Below are 17960 nucleotides of genomic sequence, written 5' to 3'. Positions count from 1 at the left end.
ATCAATCAAAATGAAAAATTTAATCAGCACATCCTTTTTAATTGCAATTACGCTCCTTGGTTTTTTGTCCGCTTGCAAGCAGAAAGAACGGCTACAAACCCCAAGGAGAGTCACGGAAAACAGTACCACTTACCTAATTCAAGACAGTGTTTTGATTCCTATGAAAGATGGTGCCAAAATCCATGCGATTGTGGTTAGAAACGCCAAAATTGACGAACCCACTCCAGCCGTGTTGTTCCATACCATTTACGCACGTAAAAACGATCTGGAAAAAGCAAAAATGGCCGCAGATCATGGGTATGTGGGTGTTGTATCCTACACACGGGGCAAGGGACTGAGCCCTGATTCCATTGTGCCTTATAAACATGAAGCATCTGATACCTACGAGATCATCGATTGGATCAGCAAACAAGAGTGGAGCAATCAAAAAGTAGGCATGTACGGCGGCAGTTATGTGGGGTATACCCAATGGGCTTCGCTAAAGCATAAGGTGCATCCGGCCTTGAAAACCATTGTGCCCTCGGTATCCGCTGCTCCGGGCATTGCGGAGCCCATGGAAAATGGGGTTTTTATGAATTTCCACTATCCTTGGCACCATTATGTATCCAACAACAAGTATTTGGACACCACTCTGTATTTCAATGGGCAACGGTGGCGAGACCTGAATATGGAATGGTACGAAAAAGGAGTGGCCTATAATGCCATGGACAGTTTGGATGGATTGCCCAATCCACAGTTTAATGAACGATTGTTGCACCCAACCATTGATGCCTATTGGCAAAGAATGATACCGTACAAAGCGGACTTTGCCCATATCAACATTCCTGTTTTGGCCACGACAGGGTATTATGATGGTGGTCAAATCGGGACCCAATATTACTTGAGGGAGCATACCAAATACAATACAAATGCAGAGCATTACTTGGTCATTGGACCGTACACCCATTTTGGCGCTCAAGCAAAACCCGATACACACATTTTTGGGTATGACATTGATCCTGTGGCCCAAATTGATATCACGGAATTGATCTTTGATTGGTTCGGTTATATTTTGAAAGGGAAGCCCAAACCCGATTTGTTACAGGACAAGATCAATTATCAAGTGATGGGAGCCAATAAATGGGGACATGCACCCTCTTTGGAAAACATGGCCAGTGATACGCTCGTCTACTATTTGAACAACCAGCGTTCGGAAGTGGCCTTTGCATCGTTGTTTGGTAGCGGGAACAATGGAAAGGATGTCCATTACTCCCTTTCCGAAGAACCTGTAAATCTCAATGGTTATTTGGAGCAGACGATTGATTATTCTGACCGGAGCAACCTTACCTGGAATTCGAGTGGTTGGCGAAACATTGTTTCGGATAGTCTTATGGTGGGTAATGGGTTTTCCTTAGTAACGAAACCTTTTGACTCCGATTTTGAACTGAACGGATCTTTCGGAGGAGAAATTTCGGTAACCATCAACAAAAAGGACTTTGATTATAACGTACTGTTGTTCGAGCAGACCCCGGAAGGCAAGTTCTTTGCATTGGCATTACCTTATGTGGGAAGGGCCAGTTATGTTTTGGATGGGGAAAATCGACAATTGCTGATTCCAAATAAAAAGATCAAACTTCCTTTTGGAATTGTTCGTATGACCAGCAAAAAAATAAGCAAGGGCAGTCGATTGGTGGTTGTGGTCAATGGTATCAAAGCCCCTTTTACTGAAATCAATTATGGCACGGGCAAAAACGTAAGTGAAGAGACCATCAAAGATGCTAAAGAACCCTTGGTTATTAAGTGGTATGGGGAAAGCTATTTGGAAATTCCAGTAAAGCGGGATTAATTGGGATCGGATCAAGGTATCCTTGGTTAAGCATGGTTTTTCACGTCTACTCTTTCAAACGTAAAGAAGTAGGAAGAAAACACACTGAATAGCAAGGTAAACAAAATCGTAACTACCAAAAGAATCACAATTTTGGTACTCTTGTCCAATTCAATTAAAGCCCAAGCAAGACTACCAAAAATAACACCAAGAGCTGCACTTATGCCGCCAAGCGTTTTGTTTTTGGTAGTATGGTTATATTGTGTCTTACAGTTGGCACATAATATGGTTTTATAATTGCACCAAAATGATTTGAAAACCTGGCCCAACGTAAATTTTTGCTGACAATGGCTACACTTTTGCATGGTTAAGCTCACTAAGAGTTGATACCACCCAAATTACAAAAAATAAAAACGATTCTTACCACTTATTTTACCATACCTGGAAAGTCAGGATTCCACTTTCTGGGCGGTCAGGGTGATATCTGGGTCAACCAGGGTGAGGGATTTTACTTGATTGTCTAGCATTTCGAAGGTTAGGGTGACCGACGGTGTGCCGTTGTAGGTAAAAAGGTTGTCCCCAATTTTGTACAATGCCCCGCCAAATCCTCCAATGGGTCCCAAGGACAGCAGTTTTCGCATGTTTACACCGATGGTAAACCCTTCGGTTTCCCCTGGACCGTATTTGTAATCGCCCACATACTTTTGCTGCTCGTGAGGGCTCATATTGATGTATATCGGGCCACCCGCATCTCCCAATTCTTTTAGATAGGCTACTGTCTGTTCCCAGTTTTCAATTTCTGTGGGGGTCGTCTCATATATCATACGTTCCCCTGCGAGGGCATGATCCAACAGACTGATGCCATGGGGACCGGTGACTGCTTGGATGCCCGGAACTGCTTCAACCGCGGAGTTGATGACCCTGAAATGCCCCAACATAGCATGGGTGAACAGGGTAGGTCTGGCTCCCTTGCCCATGAGGTACAATGCAATGTCCCTTCGCCCAACATGGGAGGCTGCCCCAATAGCGGATTCAAAATCGCCAAAACGCCATTCCCACACCGAGCGCGATAGTTCTGGTCGTTTATCCACCAACGTTTTTACCCGTTCCAAATCGAAATGGGAACTGCCTACCACTTCCTCAATGATCTTAGGGGGAATATTGGGAAAATGTTCTGGGATGGTGTCCAAATCCTGTTTTGCCTGTGTTTGAGGTGATTCTCCCGACACCAAAGGAGCAGGTATAGCCAAGCCCAAAGCTGCCAAGGCGGTGGTCTTTACAAGTGTTCTGCGGGAAAGGTGGTGTTGTTCCAAATTTTTAATTTAAAAGGGTTGCTGATGAAAAGCAAAGTCTGCGTAACACTCAAAGTACCAAAAAAAGAAAAGGGACAACGAACTTGTTGCCCCTTTTAACTAAACTATAGGAATCTTTTTAAAGCGTAATGCTCAGAAAACCATCTTTTTGCAGGTTGAATCCATATAAGATACCGTTGTCCACCACATTCATTTCTTTCGGTATTGCGGCGGCATCCACGCCAAATTTTTTCAAGGAAAATCCACAGGCCAAGATCTTAACCTTTTCACTTTGGGCCAAATCCAAATAAGGCTGCATGGCTTCCAGATTGGTCAATTCTTTTACGGACTCGCCACAGATGACCACATGGAATTCCCCGAACTTTTCACCATCGTCCTTGGCCAATTGATCGGCAGCCAGTAATATGGCCTTCAGTTGCGGCACTTTACGGGTGAGCACAAAATAGTTGTTCTGGTCTTTGCTATATGTGGCTTGGGCACTCACTTCGGTAAGTCCGGTCACTAGGGTCAGGGCCACCAAGGCCAATGTTATGATTTGTCTCATGTTATTGTGTTTTAAGTTTTGGATTCAGTACAAAAAAGAGGAGTCCGCCCAAAATGGCGATGTTCTTGAACAACGGCCCAATGGTGGACATTTGTCCCACTTGTATCGTCAGGGTGATCGGTATCAACATCAAGATCAACAGCACAGCGGCCCATTTGGTCTTGTACCCTACTGCCAAGGCCAATCCGGCCACCAACATCACCACCCCGGAAGCAATCACCGAAAACTCCGGTGGCCCCAACAAATGGCCCAAAGCACCAAATTTGGCATTGGCAATGCGTGCCACGGCTTTATCGGTATTGATCAAATGGTTCAGGCTGGCCACAATAAAAATGAGGCTGACCATAACCCTGAGCAAACGAACCGAAAAACCGCTTACTTCAACGGTATTACTTTGCATACAAGTCAGGAATTAGTGGAATTGGTAATCGGTTCCGGGCAATTGGGACAGTACATTTTCACCCAAATCCAATGCTTTGGCCCTGCCGTCCAACGTAGGGGCAATGGTACCTTTTTCCTTCAAATATTCCTCGATCACATCATGAATGGTATAGTCCATCACCACGGTTTCCACAGTATTGGGCATACGGCAAAGCGTGCTCAAGGGTTCGCCCTCACGTCTACAGGCCGACATGGTGTATAGTTGGTCTTCCACCATCGGTTTGCCACCGATCATTATAGAGGCCACACGCTCGCCCATGGGCTTGTTGGCATAAAAGGTGAGTTCCATGCCCGAAAAGCGCACCAACCAACCTCCAAATCGCTCTGTGGGGTCGGCAGCGAACACATTGTTCAATTCTTTTTCGAGCCAGTTCTTGATTTGTTTGCCACTGGCCTTGCCCACTTTTACTTTTTCGTTCACGGGAAGCATGCTCCACAGATCGGCTTTGGTAATAGGGGATTTGCCACCTTCTTCCACCGAAATGGGCGTACTGAATCGGAACCCATTGGAAATGGAAATATCTGCTCCCGTTTTCCATCGGGCGGCATCGGTAATGAAGTTATCCATGGGATTTTCTACCACAAAATAGCGGTACAGCGGTACACCGGTATAGCCCAATACCTGGTCAATTTCTTCCTTGTAGGGCGCGGTTTCCTGATCAATAATTTGTGCCACTTTTTCGTCGGCGGGATATTTCTCGGGATCAACTTCCATAAGGTCGTAGTCCTCTTTTACAATCTTGCCGTCTTTTACCGTCAGGGTCAGTTTGCCCACAAAAGAGGCGAAGGCTCCAGGTTCGGTCACCTTGGTGTATTCGGTTTGTAACGGTTTGCGAATACGCTCGTGGGTATCGTTCCCCAACACATAATCTACGCGTGCCATGGCCGGGTTTTGTGCCAAATTGTACTGTTTGCTGATGCCGATGTGTGTCACCACGAAGAGGATGTCCACTCCTTGATTGTCCTTTAATTCGTTGATCAAGGCCTCCAAATTGGCATCGATGGGGTCAAAACGGATGCCGGCACTGAACGAAGGGTTCTGGCGTACGGGAATCTCGGGGTCGTTGTAGGAGATAAAACCCAATTTCACGCCTTTCATTTCCTTGATGAAATATTGAGGAAACAGACTTTCGCCTGTCGCCTCGTGGTACATATTGGCCGAAATCACGGGGGTATCGTAATGGGTCAATACATCCATCATGGTTTCCTTGCCATACACCACCTCCCAGTTGCCGGGAATCAAAAAGTCGTAGCCCATGGCCTTGATGATGGGGGCAAATGCCTTTCCATGGCTCAAAGCGGCCACAGCACTACCTTGAATCATATCCCCACCGTCCACAATTAGGGTGCCTTCGGGGTCTTTGCTGCGTTCTTCCTCAAAAAGGGTCTTCATGTGGGCGAGGCCGCCCAATTTGCGGAACGTAATGTGTTCATCTTCCCAGAACAGCTCGTCGTGGGGCTGTAATTGCCCGTGGATGTCGGCGGTCTGGAGAATGGTAATGGTCTGTTCGGTACTGTTGTCGGCTGTTTTGGTGTCCTTGCAGGAAAATAGGCCTGCGGTAAGTGCCACCAGGGCAACCATAACTAAATTTTTGTGTGATAACATGTGTGGTATTTTAAAAGTTGTAATGCATTTTTGTAAGGTAGTGTCCTTGACTTTTTGGGATATGAAAAGTTATAGGTAGACCTTAAAATGTCGGTACAGAATGTAGAGGGGCACGGCCAGGGCCACTACCGTTTTGGAAACGATGCTGCGGAACTGGGCCACTTGCTCTTCCTGCACCACAATCGTCAACGAAAGCAAAGTAGGTAGCATGGGAACCAACGGATGGGACGCATGCGAAGTTTCGGTGCGGGCCAAATCGTTGGCGGTATACTGGGCACACCCACTTTTGGCCGGGGTGGCCTTGATCTTGTTGGATACCTTGGAGGTGGTCATCCCAAGGGAGGATTCAATGGAATTACGAATCTTGCAGGGGGCCAATAACAGCAGCCCGACCAAGAGGACGGACAGCCAGAGATGGGTTTTTGGTGTTGCGTTGTGGATTCCCTGCATATTCCAAAGTAAAAACGATCTGGGCAATTGTGCTGTAACTAAAGTTACAGAGATTTGGTTTAACGGTAAAGTTTGGTTGTTGGGGAGGTATTGTTATAGGTAAGAATATGCAAAGTGGGTAATTGAGGTTTTCAAATTTATCCGATTGCTCCAATATTGTAGCGAACTAACACCCATGAAATTAATATCAATAAACCTATTCTATTAATACATTGATACGGTTTGTGTACTAGTTTTCATTCTACGAACCCAATTCAGTACATGATCAATTTGAAAATGTTCAGTTACTTGAGGTTATATTTCTGCTCGTTTCATTTATTTCCATTCCTATTGGAAAAATACTTTTTAGCCATAGCATGAGACCCTTCAATATTCACCATGCTCAATACTTTTGAAAAGTGCTCGTTTGCTAGTTCAAAGTTACCTTCTGATTCATATAAACTTCCCATTAGGGCATATGCTAATGGAACCACAAAAGTCATCTTTCTTTGAGCTTCATATTCATCAATAACAAATTGGAGATGTTTCCGAGCCAGACCGTATTTCTTTTCATTTAGGAATAACTCGCCCAGTATTACCCTTCCCGTAGGATCATAGGGATAATAGTTTACATATTGATTTAATTGTTCCAATCCATTTTCTTTATTGCCAGAGAAATACTCACGCATTCCAGTACTCAGCAAATACAGGTTATTAACTTTTTCTGACCAACGCAATATTTTGTGATGTGGATCAAATATTATTGATTTGGGCTCAAAATCGATAATGAAAGAAAAGAACTCTTTATTCTCATCAATTCCTATCTTTTTTGTTATAACGTTTAAATCGTTGGAGAACATAATTTCTGCATCAACTTTAAACACTTCCCTTAATTGATTTATCTCTACATCTATCCGGTATCTCTTATCCTCCAGAACTTGTACATTGTAATCCATCTTAAATTCAGGAGCGCCTGCTTGATAAAACCATTGTGTGAAAAAGTATTCTAAATTTAGATTGCTTTCTTGCTCCATAATGTTCTTTATCCCGTCAAGGTCCAGTCGTTTACCAGTAGAATATTCAGATATAATTCTTTTGATTCCGCGAATAAAGACTGGATAGCCAACAGTCTCCATAAGCATGGCCATTACAAAATGAGGTTTCAAGTATGATATTACAGCATAATCATTTTCTCTTTCTTCATCATAGACGCCAATTGGAAAATCATTATTGTTGTTAAACTGTCTGAAATAAAATTTTGCCGATTTGGTAAACATGTCGCTGCCATTATTTAGGAAGTCCCACATGGCTTCTTCACCATAAAAATGCCTATAACTAAGGAATGCATTTACTTGTGCCATTCCCTCATCCAAGAGTTTTCCAGCAATAAGATCAGTCTTTACGAGTCCCCCCCACCAAATATGCCCCACTTCGTGAGCGATTAGTGGAAATTCAAATGTATCGTCTCTTAAAGTATTGGTTGGATAAAAGTTTAACCCTTGGCCACCTGAACCTCCAAGACCTAGTACTGCTTCCATCGGCACTTCAGAAATACCATAGCTGTCACAGGGAAATACACCATATAATTCTGTAAGATATTCTATCATTTCTTTGGATTTATCAGCATACATTTTTGCCTTTTCCAGAGTTCCGTTGAGTAGGTAGACATTTACTTGTACACCGTTAATGTCATTGCTATGGTGGATAAAACGATTTGCATTGAAGGTGTAATCCATAGGTGTATTCACTCTGTATGTATAAGTTGCTTTTCCATTTTGCTCCGTTTTCTCTTCTAGACGCCCTACGGATGCGACAATTAAATCGCTGGGCACCGTGTATTGCAGTATAGCCTTTGCTTTGGTCAACGTGCCATTTAATTTTGGGTACCAATCTGTTCCCCAGCTTCCAAATACACCTTCTTCCCCAATGTTTACTAAACCATACCCTAATTCTTTGAATTCATTATAGAAAGAGCCTGAAAAATGAATCCTTAAAAAAAGGCTCTCTCCTTTCTTAAGAATTTTATTCCATGGAATTATTACTGCAAGATCCTTACGAACAAATGAAATGTTCTTTCCGGATTTGTTTTCTATTTTATTGATTTTTAATCCTCTGTTTAACCAAAAAAGAATGGTCTTTTCGCCGCCTTCAACAATGTCGAAATCAATTTCTGCAGTCGCACTCATCGACTTTTTGGAAGGTTCGAAGTTAGCCTCAATGTTGGCGTATTTTCCCTTTAAGTAAACGCGTTCTTCAACAGCATGAATTGTCCATTGATTTTTAGAAAGTGAGAACTCATAAGTTTTATAGCCAATTTCGGTTTTTGGCCTTCCATATTTCCAATAACTTATCGTTTCCAATACAATGGTTTTGATATTGTTTTTTTCAGAAGTCAAACTGTGTAATTCCAGGTTATAATCAAGGCTGTCCCTCTTTGTTAGGTTTTCCAAATACCTCTTATGTGTTGTATAAAACGCCTCCTCGGTAACGTCAAAGTAGGACAAAGCTTTGCCAATTTCCTTGTTGATGACAGCATGCTCAATTCCTGTTAAGATGTCTATGACTTTGCTTTCTTGTGCAAATGACAAATAAGTTATAAGAAGGATAATTGCAGTGAAGATTATTTTTTTCATGGCTCCTGATTTTACTTGTTTAGTGAAGCAAATATGTTACAGAAACCTAGGCGAGTCGACCGAATAAAAAAGTCGAACCCTTTTATAGAAAATAATTGGCACGACTTTTTTACTTAAAACGTTCGACTTTTATTGAATGCTCAGTGTTTATGCGCTTTACGATATTCAGTTGGGGTTGTTCCCACATATTTTTTAAAAGCGGTATTAAATGAAGATTTTGAATTGAAGCCAACTTCATATAATATTTCTAGAATGGTTAAATGTCTTTTTTCAGGGTTTTTTAAAATACTTTTTGCCCTATTAATTCGAAATTCATTAATGTAATCAAAGAAATTCTTCTTTAAATATTTATTCAAGAAAAGTGATAATTCATGACTTGTTAATTCGAGTCCTTTAGCCAGTTCAAAAATGGTTAATGATGGGTTCAAATATACTTCCTGTGAGGTAATATAATTTTCCAGTTTTAATTTCAACTTTTGGTTTGTAAGATTTTCTTCTTCCGTATTGGAAGGCTTTATTATTTTTTTCTGTTCAGCTATGTATTCTTTTAATAACTGCATGTTCGCATCAACCCCATTAAATAAATAGGGCTGAGATAAACCTTTATAGAAAATCCAAATTATAAAGGTTAATGAAATTAATGCTGATATATAAAATGTAGCATCCGTTGAAAGTAAGTTTATGCCAAATCGGTTAATATTGAAAAGTAGGTTTGCAAAGGCATAATAAATAAAGACCAGGGTCAATTGCAGAAGCCATTTATAGTTTCTTTTGTTTACAGAAGAATAATTTTCTTTTACTATTTGTTTGAAACGCAATGCAATTCGAATGGTTAATATCATATAAATAACCCCTTGCAATCGTAACACTAAATAAATTAAACTAACAAACCATGGCATTTCGCCTCCACGAGTCATTATTTTTAATTGGACGTCTGTCGGTTTTAAGTAATATTCAAATATGGATATTATAACTATTATTAGATAAGGAGTCGCATGAAGCAGGTGATACCATTTTAATTTAATCCTTCTATATGAGATGGATTTGATGTAAAAGAAGAAAATGGGATACAATAACAGTCCAAGTATTGGAATATGTAAATAAAAATTAGGATTGTCAAAATAAAATGATGTTTGAGCCAAAAGTGTGTCTATACTTTCCAACCCCATGTAGAAAAGAAATAAACCTAAGAAAACATTGCCAATACGCTCTTGGGAACTCTTAAAAAACAGGTAAAAGGAGAACAATAATGTTAGACATAAAGTTATGATGTTATATATGTATTCTATTTCGTTCATGTTTCAAAATCTGCAGTTTACGCTCTTCAAATTGGTGGTAACCATAAAGCTAAACATTGTTTAAATGATTTTTAAGCAAATAATGGGGAACTTCGATTTTATCTAGAGTCTCCTTGAAACACCTATTTCCTCAACCTATTTTTGATATCCCCCCACGTCACCAACCTAATGTTGTGCTTTTTCAAGGTAACTTTGGTTTGTTCGCTTGTAAAAAAGTCAATGTCCAGTTGCCGCCAAGTGGCCCCAAAGTTGGGGTGGTTTACGGTAATGCCCTGCATTTCCCGGTCATCAAAAGCGGGGTGGATCAAGATGAGATTGATCCCCGGTGCCAACTGTTCCAATGTGGTTTGGTAGAAGTCACCCAATTGGCCTTTTTCGAAGTAGGCGTATGCGCCCACGTAGGCATGGTCTATGGTAAAATCAGTCGTTTTTGCGTGTAGGTTCGGGTCCAGCCCCACGTGTTGCATCAACTGTTTGTTGATCAATACGGGCAAGCCATACGCTTTGCCCAACCGTTTGTATGCCTCAAAAAAATCGAGATGGGCTCCCACGCTGTACATGTGCGAATCGATATGGGTAGGGGACAGCCCCAATCGGAGGGCTTTGTCCATTTGAGCCCTTATTTCTTTTTCCACATCCTCGGCTGTGGCGTTTTCGCGCAATTGTTCCCGTTTTTTAAAAAAATGTCCGTTTTCATCCACCAAACTGGGCACTTCCGACACGGGCAATACCGGTCCAAATCGGTAGGTTTCCCATTCGCAGGTGAGCGTCAGGTGAATACCGTAATCGAATTGCGGATTGTTTTTGGCAAACATGGCCATTTCATGAAACCAAGGGCAAGGCACCATCATGCTGTACGAATTCACCATACCGTGTTCCAATGCCTGAATGGTGGCCTGGTTTTCGGAATGCGCCAACCCGGCATCGTCCGCATGAATCATCAATAGTTTGGCATCGGCCGGAAAGCCCAATCGTTGTGCTGCGTTCATATCGTAATCATAAAACCAATAGCAAGGGCTATCGGATTCTTTCAATTTTAGGGTGAAATAGTGGATAAAAAATCAAGGGGTATCCTCATAGGTTTTACATTGCTCGATAATGGCCGTGATGCGCTCTTTGGCCTCTTCATAATACCCCAACATAAACCCATTGATAAACACCCGGTTGGTGATGTAGTTTTCAAACTCCGGTTTTCGGAGCAATTCTTCATTGGAACGATTAAACTTAGAAGGGCTCAGTTGAAAGGGATTACCGGAAAACAGGTTTCGGTTGAGGGAGTTGTGCAACAAAAAATCGAAATAGGTGCTCCCACGATCGACATAAAAATCACCCCAATCCAATAAATTGGCATAAAATGTTTCCCATTCGATCAATAAAATCTTCAGTTCCTCGTTGGACAAGCTGGATAGTTTTCCAGAGTTTTTGATATTACCCAGAGTGTATAGACTCGGGTCCCAGACGGACATTCGGGAAGTCATGCTCACCAGGCTGTCCACTCCCTGCAATGTACCATCTGCATAATCGGGCCCGGTATGTGCCAACAATTTATTGCAAGAGCCTATAATCCCTTGAAGTGAGGCGATATCCCCGTTGAGGCTGCTCAGGTTTTTTTCGAATTCGAGCTTCAGGCTGGCAATGGTCGCTTTTTCTTGTTGCAAGAGTTTTTGGCCCTCGTTCCAGTTGTTGATTTCCAAGGCGATGAGAATACCGATGACCACAAGGACGATTTCGCCCAGGGCATACAGCAAGTATCGGCTCACCCTGTTTTCAGCGAGCAAGCGATGCCTGATTTTTCGAAAAAATTTGAACATGGAGGTTGGTTTCCCTAAATATATGATTTTTATGGATTTGGATAAAAAAAGCCAGTAACTAGGGCTACTGGCTTATACGTATGCTGTTACTGTTTTGCTATTCCTTTACTGCCGGTTTATCCGTGAATGGGGTAATACCAAACTCCGGATATACCTCGGAAGGAAAGTAGAAGGTACCGCCCTTGCTAACCATGCCAATGGTTTTAATGGCTTTGATGTCTTCCACCGGATTGCCGGGCACCAAAAAGAAGTCGGCCAATTTGCCGGGTTCAATCGTACCCAAATCCTCTTGACCCAGGTATTGGGCCATGTCGTAGGTTGCCCGTTTTAGGATTTCCCCGTTGGTAAAGCCCAATTGGTCCACATAAAGTTCCAACTCGCGGTGCAGGTTAAAGGCACCCCCTAAATCGGTTCCGGGCACAATGAAAATTCCTTTGTCCTTCATCATTTTCAAGGTCTCCACAATTTTAGCATAGGCTTCGCGATAGGCTTTGTCCTCCTCCGCGTCCGCAATTTGGGCCAAGGCCACTTTTAGTCCGCGTTGCTCGTTGGGCGGCATGTGGTCGATATAATCCTTCGCCCCGAGCGCCACTTCCCCGTTGCGGGAGAGCATCAATCGCTCATGAATGGCCAAGGTAGGATCCATGGCAGTGTTATTGGCCACGAACAAGCCCAGGGTCTCCTGTACTTTCGGACTGTTCAAATCGAGTTCCGGGAAGCGTTTCATGGCGGTCAAACGCAAAAGTGTACGGGTATCTTCCTCAGGTTCCAAAACCCAGCCCAACATAGTCTGGTTGATGTGGGTCATTTCATCAAACCCGGCGTTGAGCATGGCATTGGCATTGGAGAAGGCAGGTACGTGACCTGTCACGAACAATCCCTTTTCATGGGCTTTCTTCACAATCGCCGGAGCCCAATCGCCGTTCATGCTGTTGTAGAGCTTTACCCCATAAAAGCCGAGGCTATCATACGTGTCCACCGCGGCCAAGGCCTCTGCTTCGCTTTCCACCAAAATACCGTTGTTGCTGTTGAAGGGACTTTTCCCTTCAATAAAACCCAAACGGGTGATGCGTGGTCCGGCCAACACACCGTTGTTGATCTTGTCGATGAGGTTGGCGAGTACTTCGGTATCGTTCCCCATGTCACGGAAGGAGGTAACTCCAGCCAATACGTTCAATAAGGCACCATTATCGCCGGAGTGGGCATGCATTTCGTATAATCCGGGTACCAAGGTACCGCCGTTGCCCTCGATGACCACTTCGTTTTCACCTGTGGCATCCGCCGCTTCAATGGCTGCGATTTTATCCCCTTCGACCACCACGGAAACCGGGTCGGATACGGTCATGTTCTTGGCATCGAATACGTGTACGTTTTGGATGCGCACTTTTTTATCATAGTTGTGGGCATATTGCTTTTGCAGGGTTTCGTAGCGACTGGCGGAGTAGTTTTCAGCCAATTCACGCATGTCCTTTTCCACATTTTCGTACCCTTCACGAATTACGATATAGCGCGGGGAAATGGCGGCAAAAAAGCGTTGGTCCCCATCCAAAATGAAGTAGGAAGGATTTAGGTCGGCACCGGATAGCGCATAGGTAGTCAAGGCGAGTTCACCTTCCCCGGAAAATTTCGGAATGACCAAATCTTCCATCTTGGTCAATTTCAAATTACCTGCGGGTAACACGGATAGGGTGTTTTCAGGAGCTTCCAACAACAATCGGGCAGCCAAAACTACCGAATAGGGACTTCCAAATTGGTTGACATAGATCTGTGAGTCGGTTACGGTAGCGGTTCCTGAGCCTGTGGCATCGGTCCAAGAGGCATTTTGCCCCTCCAAGGTGAAATGTTCGTCCACGGCATTGCCAAAAGTGGTGTTGCCGGTGATCTGCCAATCGATGGGATAGCCTTCGGCATTCAGCACCAGGGTCTCTTTCATGGTCGGTCCCCTACCGTTGTTCTTAAAGTCGTAATCGATGTGGATGGTGTCCCCAACCGTATGGGTCTTAAGGTAACCCACCTTGTTCTCACCGATGATCACGGTATAACTTTCCTCCCCTTGGTAATTGGCCAAGGAAGAAGTGGTTTCTTGTTTACAGGAATAACCGGCCACCAAAATAAGGGCCAGTAAAGCAATGCGAAGTTTCATAAAGTCGGTTTATTTTAGAGAGGCGTTAAGGTAATGATTTTCAGGATAGGAATCAGAAGCCCATACCCAAGTTTAGCCAATGTGCAACGACATCATGCTGATAGAGCCACCAACGGTTTGATCGTTGAAAAGCGTTACAGGCTCGTTCTTGTCCTGCAAGGCCAAAATATAAAGTAGGGGAAGGTAATGCTCCGGAGTGGGAATGGATAAAGCAAAGCTGCCACCCTGTTTGCCGTATTGGATAAGGTCATCGTGGTTCTGGTCCAAAATGAACGTTTTCATTTGTTCGTTGGCCTCTTGCGCCCAGTCCCACGCATAAGTTTCGTTGAGCTTGTTCCAGGCCACCCGACGCAGGTTGTGTACCACGTTTCCACTCCCTACGATCAATACGCCTTTATGGCGCAAACTTTCCAATTGTTGGGCCAATTCATAATGGTATTGGGGTGGTTTGGTATAGTCCAAACTCATTTGGATCACGGGCACGTCGGCTTCGGGATACATATGTTTGATCACGCTCCAAGCTCCATGGTCCAATCCCCAATGGTGGTCGAGCTCCACTTCGGTTTTGGTAATCATCTTTTTGGTCTCCGCAGCCAGTTCCGGACTGCCCGGTGCAGGATATTGCACATCGAACAATGCTTGGGGAAAACCACCAAAATCATGGATAGTGGGCGGATTTTGCATGGCGGTCACCTTGGTTCCCTTGGTTTCCCAGTGGGCCGAAACACAAAGGATGGCCTTCGGCTTGGTAAGTTTCTTTCCCAATTTCCGAAATTGCCATACAAACTCATTTTCTTCAATGGCATTCATGGGGCTGCCGTGTCCCAGGAACAATACCGGCATTTTTTCGGTATGGGGCAGGCTCTTGTGGAGCGCGTTCAATGATTGTAGATCTGGCATGGTACAGGTTAAGGTAAGAAATACCTGTTTAAGTACATCAATGGATGGTCATAAAAGAGGCAGTTGTCTTGAAATCAGGAATTGTTTATTCACTTTTCAAATTTGACCAACTCTGAATTGTAATCAATGGTCACTTTAAAATGCTTTAAGAGCGTTCCCCCTATTGCACCTTGCACTACTTTATCCATTGTATGAATCATGATTTCGGACCAAACATAGTCAGGTCGTCGAGAAAACAAAACCGGTCCCACTTCATAAGGGCCAATTCTGACTTTTGGAACCGCAATAATTCCTTGCTCCCCATCAGACGCGGGATAATATTTCCAATCAGGGTGCTTTTTTCTCCATCCGTCAAAAATGGTGGCAGAAATAAAAGAGCCTGCCATGGTGTTTTTGGAAGTATTGAAATAATTTTTGCCATCATCGGAAAGCACGAAACTTGCACCGGTATCAAAAAGAACATCCAAAACCGTGCTATCAATTTCGATCTGCATTCTTGGGTGGCCATATACTGATGTCCCAAAGTCATTCTTTTTAAAATGGAGCTTTTGGATATTGGATTGGTCTTTCCTTGCATCAACTAAAGGTAAAGGTGTGTTGACCCAAACTTCTTGGTTCGGATAATCCAGGGTCCAAGATTTGCCCATGAAGAAGCCTTGACCCAAAAAAGCATCCATTTCTGGCACTTTGTCAAGTTTTTCTTGAAGATCTTCGCTAAGTCGAGGGATAATGAAGTAAGGATCAGTGACCATTGCAAAGGGATTTCGTAAAATCAAATTGGGAACAGGATTGGGAACCGGAAATTCTTCATCAGCGACAATTTCATTAAAAAAGGCATAATCCATCGGCATGATTCCTTTTACAACCCCCATTCGGATGTAAGGGTCAATTGCCGGGTTTTTCTTCTTATATGGTGACAACATTGAAATGCCTCCTCCGGTATCACAAAAGGCCAAGAGTGTATCCTTGTTCCTGAGTGGTATTTTCACGAAAAATTGAGAGCTATCCACAAATTTGGATGGGACCAAATAAGGTTTTTCGGTTGTAGTGGCAGAGGGGGGATTGTCGATGCTTTCTAGGGCCTTTTGATCTAATTTTTTGATGATGAAAAAATTGGCGGCAAATACAATCAGAAGAGACCCCACAACAAGCAGTACATATTTTAATACCCTTTTCATTTTTTTGTGTGTGTTTGAATGCTTGTTTTACCCGAAACTTAAATGACGGTTGAGGGTAAAAGCACTTTGTGATTAATAAAAAGGGGTTACGGGCAACATTTGCCTTTTACAGGCTTGCCTAATGTACAATGGTTTTCAACATTGTCCAACTTGTTGATCCTTAAAAAAGGTTAAAGGTGAATTGCCGCCAATTTACCTAATTGTGAATATAACACGCTGGTATCGGGTTAAGCTCGGGCTACCGGAATCTGTGGCCTCCAAAATAATATGGATGGTTTGCCCACTTTTGGCATCACTGGGAATTTCAATGGTGGCATGCAAGGTATCTGCATCTGCAATTTGCACTGGGTTAGGGTAGGTGCCCACCCGAAACTGCCACCATTTGATCGTCGTTTTATCACCATCAGGGTCGGATACCTTACCAAACAAGGGTACTTTTTGCCCCGGGTTGACCATCACATGCAACGGACCAAGGATTTCTACGCTAGGTTCGTGATTGGCGTTTTTGTATTTAGGAGTTACAGACCATTGCATCCGTGCCGCAAAATCGTGCTGTGCCATAGGGAAAAAGTCGGGGTACTCCAGTGATATGCTGTTGTTTTGGTTGCCCAATTGATTGGCCATGGCATCGGCATCCCCTGCTCCTGAAAAGGAAATGACCTCGGCCGTTTCCGTGGGGTCGGTACGACCGCCCCAGCCACCATAGGTTGCGTCTTCAAACGCGCGAAGCCCATTGCCCAACATGTTCATAAAGGTATGGTTGTCACCTTCGCCCAACCAAGACCCCTTGGGTTGTACGGGCATCCAAACCTTATAGCCCATTTCCCGGAGCTGTTCATTGGAAATTCCATCAAAACCAAAATAATCCACCTTGTCGCCTTTAACCATTTGTTTGCCATCCCCCCAAACCCGGTATTGTTCCCCCAAAGGGCCCTTGCTGGAAATATTTTTTTGCATCCACTCCGCGGTCAACAATCTCGCATTTTCGGGTTTGGCATTGATCTGTGTCCCATATCCGTAATTGGGACTGTGGCTGAATTGACGGTATTCGATATCGGGCCAGTGGGGTTTAATATAGCTGGCAAAGGTATCGTCTTGGTCCCCAGAGGGCAGCAACACCACCTTTCGGGCAATTTTTTCTTTGATGGCATCCCATAGCATCGTATTCTGATAATCATCTTCAATGGATTTTAAGGCGCGGGCGATGGTGCTCGCACCGCCCCAGGCCGTGATGAATAGTTTTCCCGGTTTATCATCCAAAATCGCCTTTCTGATGAGGTCTGAACCTGGAGTGTCCTTGGAAAAATCTCCATCGAACTCCACATTGCCATACCGAATGATGGATTTTAGGTATTCGGGGGTAGGATAACCTGAGTGATGGACTTTTAAATTCGGATATGCCTTTTCATAGGCTTCCACCACCTCGTGGATGAACCGCTCGTCTTTAGCCCAGCGCCACGATTCGCAGGGGCAATCGTCCATTTGAAATCGGTCGTATTCCCTCCCGGCCACATACCATTTGGTGCCTTTGCCATCCCCTTTCCAATGAAAACCGCTACTGGCATACACCAATCCCACAATGTCCATGTCGGTGCTGTGCAGTAGCAATCGAATCAAGGAATTGTTGTCGTCGAGTTCGGGGTCGGCGGTAATGATGATTCGTGGTTTTACAGGGTCGTTGGGATGCTGTGCCCAACTAAAACCAGTGATTGTAAAGAAATGAAAGAGTAAGATAAGGCAACGGGAAAACATGGTTTTTTGGATTGGGATTGTGGCTGGCATTGAAAAGGTTTTGTGATAAACTGGAATCGTTGGCTAAATAATCTTAAGATACTTCCAAGGTACTAAAAACAGTGTACA

15 protein-coding genes are annotated in these 17960 nt (G+C 43.7%); 1 reads left to right on the top strand and 14 read right to left on the bottom strand.

The window, feature by feature from the left end; genetic code table 11:
- The first annotated feature begins 10 nt into the window (after positions 1 to 10).
- Positions 11 to 1825: a CocE/NonD family hydrolase gene (locus EO131_RS09115; RefSeq protein WP_127021050.1), complete on the top strand. Its 1815-nt coding sequence runs from the start codon at positions 11 to 13 to the stop codon at positions 1823 to 1825.
- A gap of 26 nt (positions 1826 to 1851) precedes the next feature.
- Here EO131_RS09115 and EO131_RS17485 read toward each other — a convergent pair whose 3' ends face one another.
- The 14 genes from EO131_RS17485 to EO131_RS09045 form a co-directional block, all read right to left on the bottom strand.
- Entirely contained in the window at positions 1852 to 2169 is a 318-nt protein-coding gene (locus tag EO131_RS17485; RefSeq protein WP_417935633.1) for a TIGR04104 family putative zinc finger protein, read from the bottom strand.
- A gap of 84 nt (positions 2170 to 2253) precedes the next feature.
- Positions 2254 to 3117 (bottom strand): hypothetical protein, encoded by an 864-nt coding sequence (locus EO131_RS09105; RefSeq protein ID WP_127021046.1) that lies wholly within the window; start codon positions 3115 to 3117, stop codon positions 2254 to 2256.
- 118 nt (positions 3118 to 3235) lie between these two features.
- Positions 3236 to 3661, bottom strand: coding sequence for a sulfur reduction protein DsrE (locus tag EO131_RS09100; RefSeq protein ID WP_127021044.1), 426 nt, complete (start codon positions 3659 to 3661; stop codon positions 3236 to 3238).
- A gap of 1 nt (position 3662) precedes the next feature.
- On the bottom strand, positions 3663 to 4061 hold the full coding sequence (locus EO131_RS09095) for a DoxX family protein (RefSeq protein WP_127021042.1): 399 nt from the start codon (positions 4059 to 4061) through the stop codon (positions 3663 to 3665).
- Between the two features lie 12 nt (positions 4062 to 4073).
- Positions 4074 to 5708, bottom strand: coding sequence for a bifunctional metallophosphatase/5'-nucleotidase (locus EO131_RS09090; protein ID WP_127021040.1), 1635 nt, complete (start codon positions 5706 to 5708; stop codon positions 4074 to 4076).
- 69 nt (positions 5709 to 5777) lie between these two features.
- Positions 5778 to 6158: a hypothetical protein gene (locus EO131_RS09085; protein WP_127021038.1), complete on the bottom strand. Its 381-nt coding sequence runs from the start codon at positions 6156 to 6158 to the stop codon at positions 5778 to 5780.
- A gap of 311 nt (positions 6159 to 6469) precedes the next feature.
- Complete coding sequence (locus EO131_RS09080; RefSeq protein WP_127021036.1) at positions 6470 to 8770, bottom strand: M1 family aminopeptidase; 2301 nt, start codon at positions 8768 to 8770, stop codon at positions 6470 to 6472.
- A gap of 140 nt (positions 8771 to 8910) precedes the next feature.
- On the bottom strand, positions 8911 to 10068 hold the full coding sequence (locus EO131_RS09075) for a helix-turn-helix domain-containing protein (protein ID WP_127021035.1): 1158 nt from the start codon (positions 10066 to 10068) through the stop codon (positions 8911 to 8913).
- Between the two features lie 122 nt (positions 10069 to 10190).
- Positions 10191 to 11057: a polysaccharide deacetylase family protein gene (locus tag EO131_RS09070; protein WP_127021412.1), complete on the bottom strand. Its 867-nt coding sequence runs from the start codon at positions 11055 to 11057 to the stop codon at positions 10191 to 10193.
- A gap of 72 nt (positions 11058 to 11129) precedes the next feature.
- Positions 11130 to 11879: a DUF6090 family protein gene (locus EO131_RS09065; protein WP_127021034.1), complete on the bottom strand. Its 750-nt coding sequence runs from the start codon at positions 11877 to 11879 to the stop codon at positions 11130 to 11132.
- Between the two features lie 97 nt (positions 11880 to 11976).
- Entirely contained in the window at positions 11977 to 14022 is a 2046-nt protein-coding gene (locus EO131_RS09060; protein WP_127021032.1) for an amidohydrolase family protein, read from the bottom strand.
- Between the two features lie 72 nt (positions 14023 to 14094).
- Complete coding sequence (gene ygiD, locus EO131_RS09055) at positions 14095 to 14922, bottom strand: 4,5-DOPA-extradiol-dioxygenase (RefSeq protein WP_127021030.1); 828 nt, start codon at positions 14920 to 14922, stop codon at positions 14095 to 14097.
- 89 nt (positions 14923 to 15011) lie between these two features.
- Entirely contained in the window at positions 15012 to 16100 is a 1089-nt protein-coding gene (locus EO131_RS09050) for a hypothetical protein (protein WP_127021027.1), read from the bottom strand.
- Positions 16101 to 16292: 192 nt separating this feature from the next.
- On the bottom strand, positions 16293 to 17882 hold the full coding sequence (locus EO131_RS09045) for a DUF1593 domain-containing protein (protein ID WP_206512874.1): 1590 nt from the start codon (positions 17880 to 17882) through the stop codon (positions 16293 to 16295).
- Positions 17883 to 17960 lie beyond the last annotated feature (78 nt).

It is taken from the genome of Flagellimonas beolgyonensis (genome assembly GCF_003992615.1).
Lineage (GTDB): Bacteria > Bacteroidota > Bacteroidia > Flavobacteriales > Flavobacteriaceae > Flagellimonas > Flagellimonas beolgyonensis.
This window is presented reverse-complemented; position numbering and strand designations above follow the sequence as displayed.

Coding starts and splice junctions, on each gene's coding strand:
- ygiD (WP_127021030.1), bottom strand. CDS start 14,922: ATGCCAGATCTACAATCATTGAACGCGCTCCACAAGAGCCTGCCCCAT.
- EO131_RS09095 (WP_127021042.1), bottom strand. CDS start 4,061: ATGCAAAGTAATACCGTTGAAGTAAGCGGTTTTTCGGTTCGTTTGCTC.
- EO131_RS09050 (WP_127021027.1), bottom strand. CDS start 16,100: ATGAAAAGGGTATTAAAATATGTACTGCTTGTTGTGGGGTCTCTTCTG.
- EO131_RS09060 (WP_127021032.1), bottom strand. CDS start 14,022: ATGAAACTTCGCATTGCTTTACTGGCCCTTATTTTGGTGGCCGGTTAT.
- EO131_RS09045 (WP_206512874.1), bottom strand. CDS start 17,882: ATGCCAGCCACAATCCCAATCCAAAAAACCATGTTTTCCCGTTGCCTT.
- EO131_RS09080 (WP_127021036.1), bottom strand. CDS start 8,770: ATGAAAAAAATAATCTTCACTGCAATTATCCTTCTTATAACTTATTTG.
- EO131_RS09070 (WP_127021412.1), bottom strand. CDS start 11,057: ATGAACGCAGCACAACGATTGGGCTTTCCGGCCGATGCCAAACTATTG.
- EO131_RS09100 (WP_127021044.1), bottom strand. CDS start 3,661: ATGAGACAAATCATAACATTGGCCTTGGTGGCCCTGACCCTAGTGACC.
- EO131_RS09115 (WP_127021050.1), top strand. CDS start 11: ATGAAAAATTTAATCAGCACATCCTTTTTAATTGCAATTACGCTCCTT.
- EO131_RS17485 (WP_417935633.1), bottom strand. CDS start 2,169: ATGCAAAAGTGTAGCCATTGTCAGCAAAAATTTACGTTGGGCCAGGTT.
- EO131_RS09090 (WP_127021040.1), bottom strand. CDS start 5,708: ATGTTATCACACAAAAATTTAGTTATGGTTGCCCTGGTGGCACTTACC.
- EO131_RS09075 (WP_127021035.1), bottom strand. CDS start 10,068: ATGAACGAAATAGAATACATATATAACATCATAACTTTATGTCTAACA.
- EO131_RS09065 (WP_127021034.1), bottom strand. CDS start 11,879: ATGTTCAAATTTTTTCGAAAAATCAGGCATCGCTTGCTCGCTGAAAAC.
- EO131_RS09085 (WP_127021038.1), bottom strand. CDS start 6,158: ATGCAGGGAATCCACAACGCAACACCAAAAACCCATCTCTGGCTGTCC.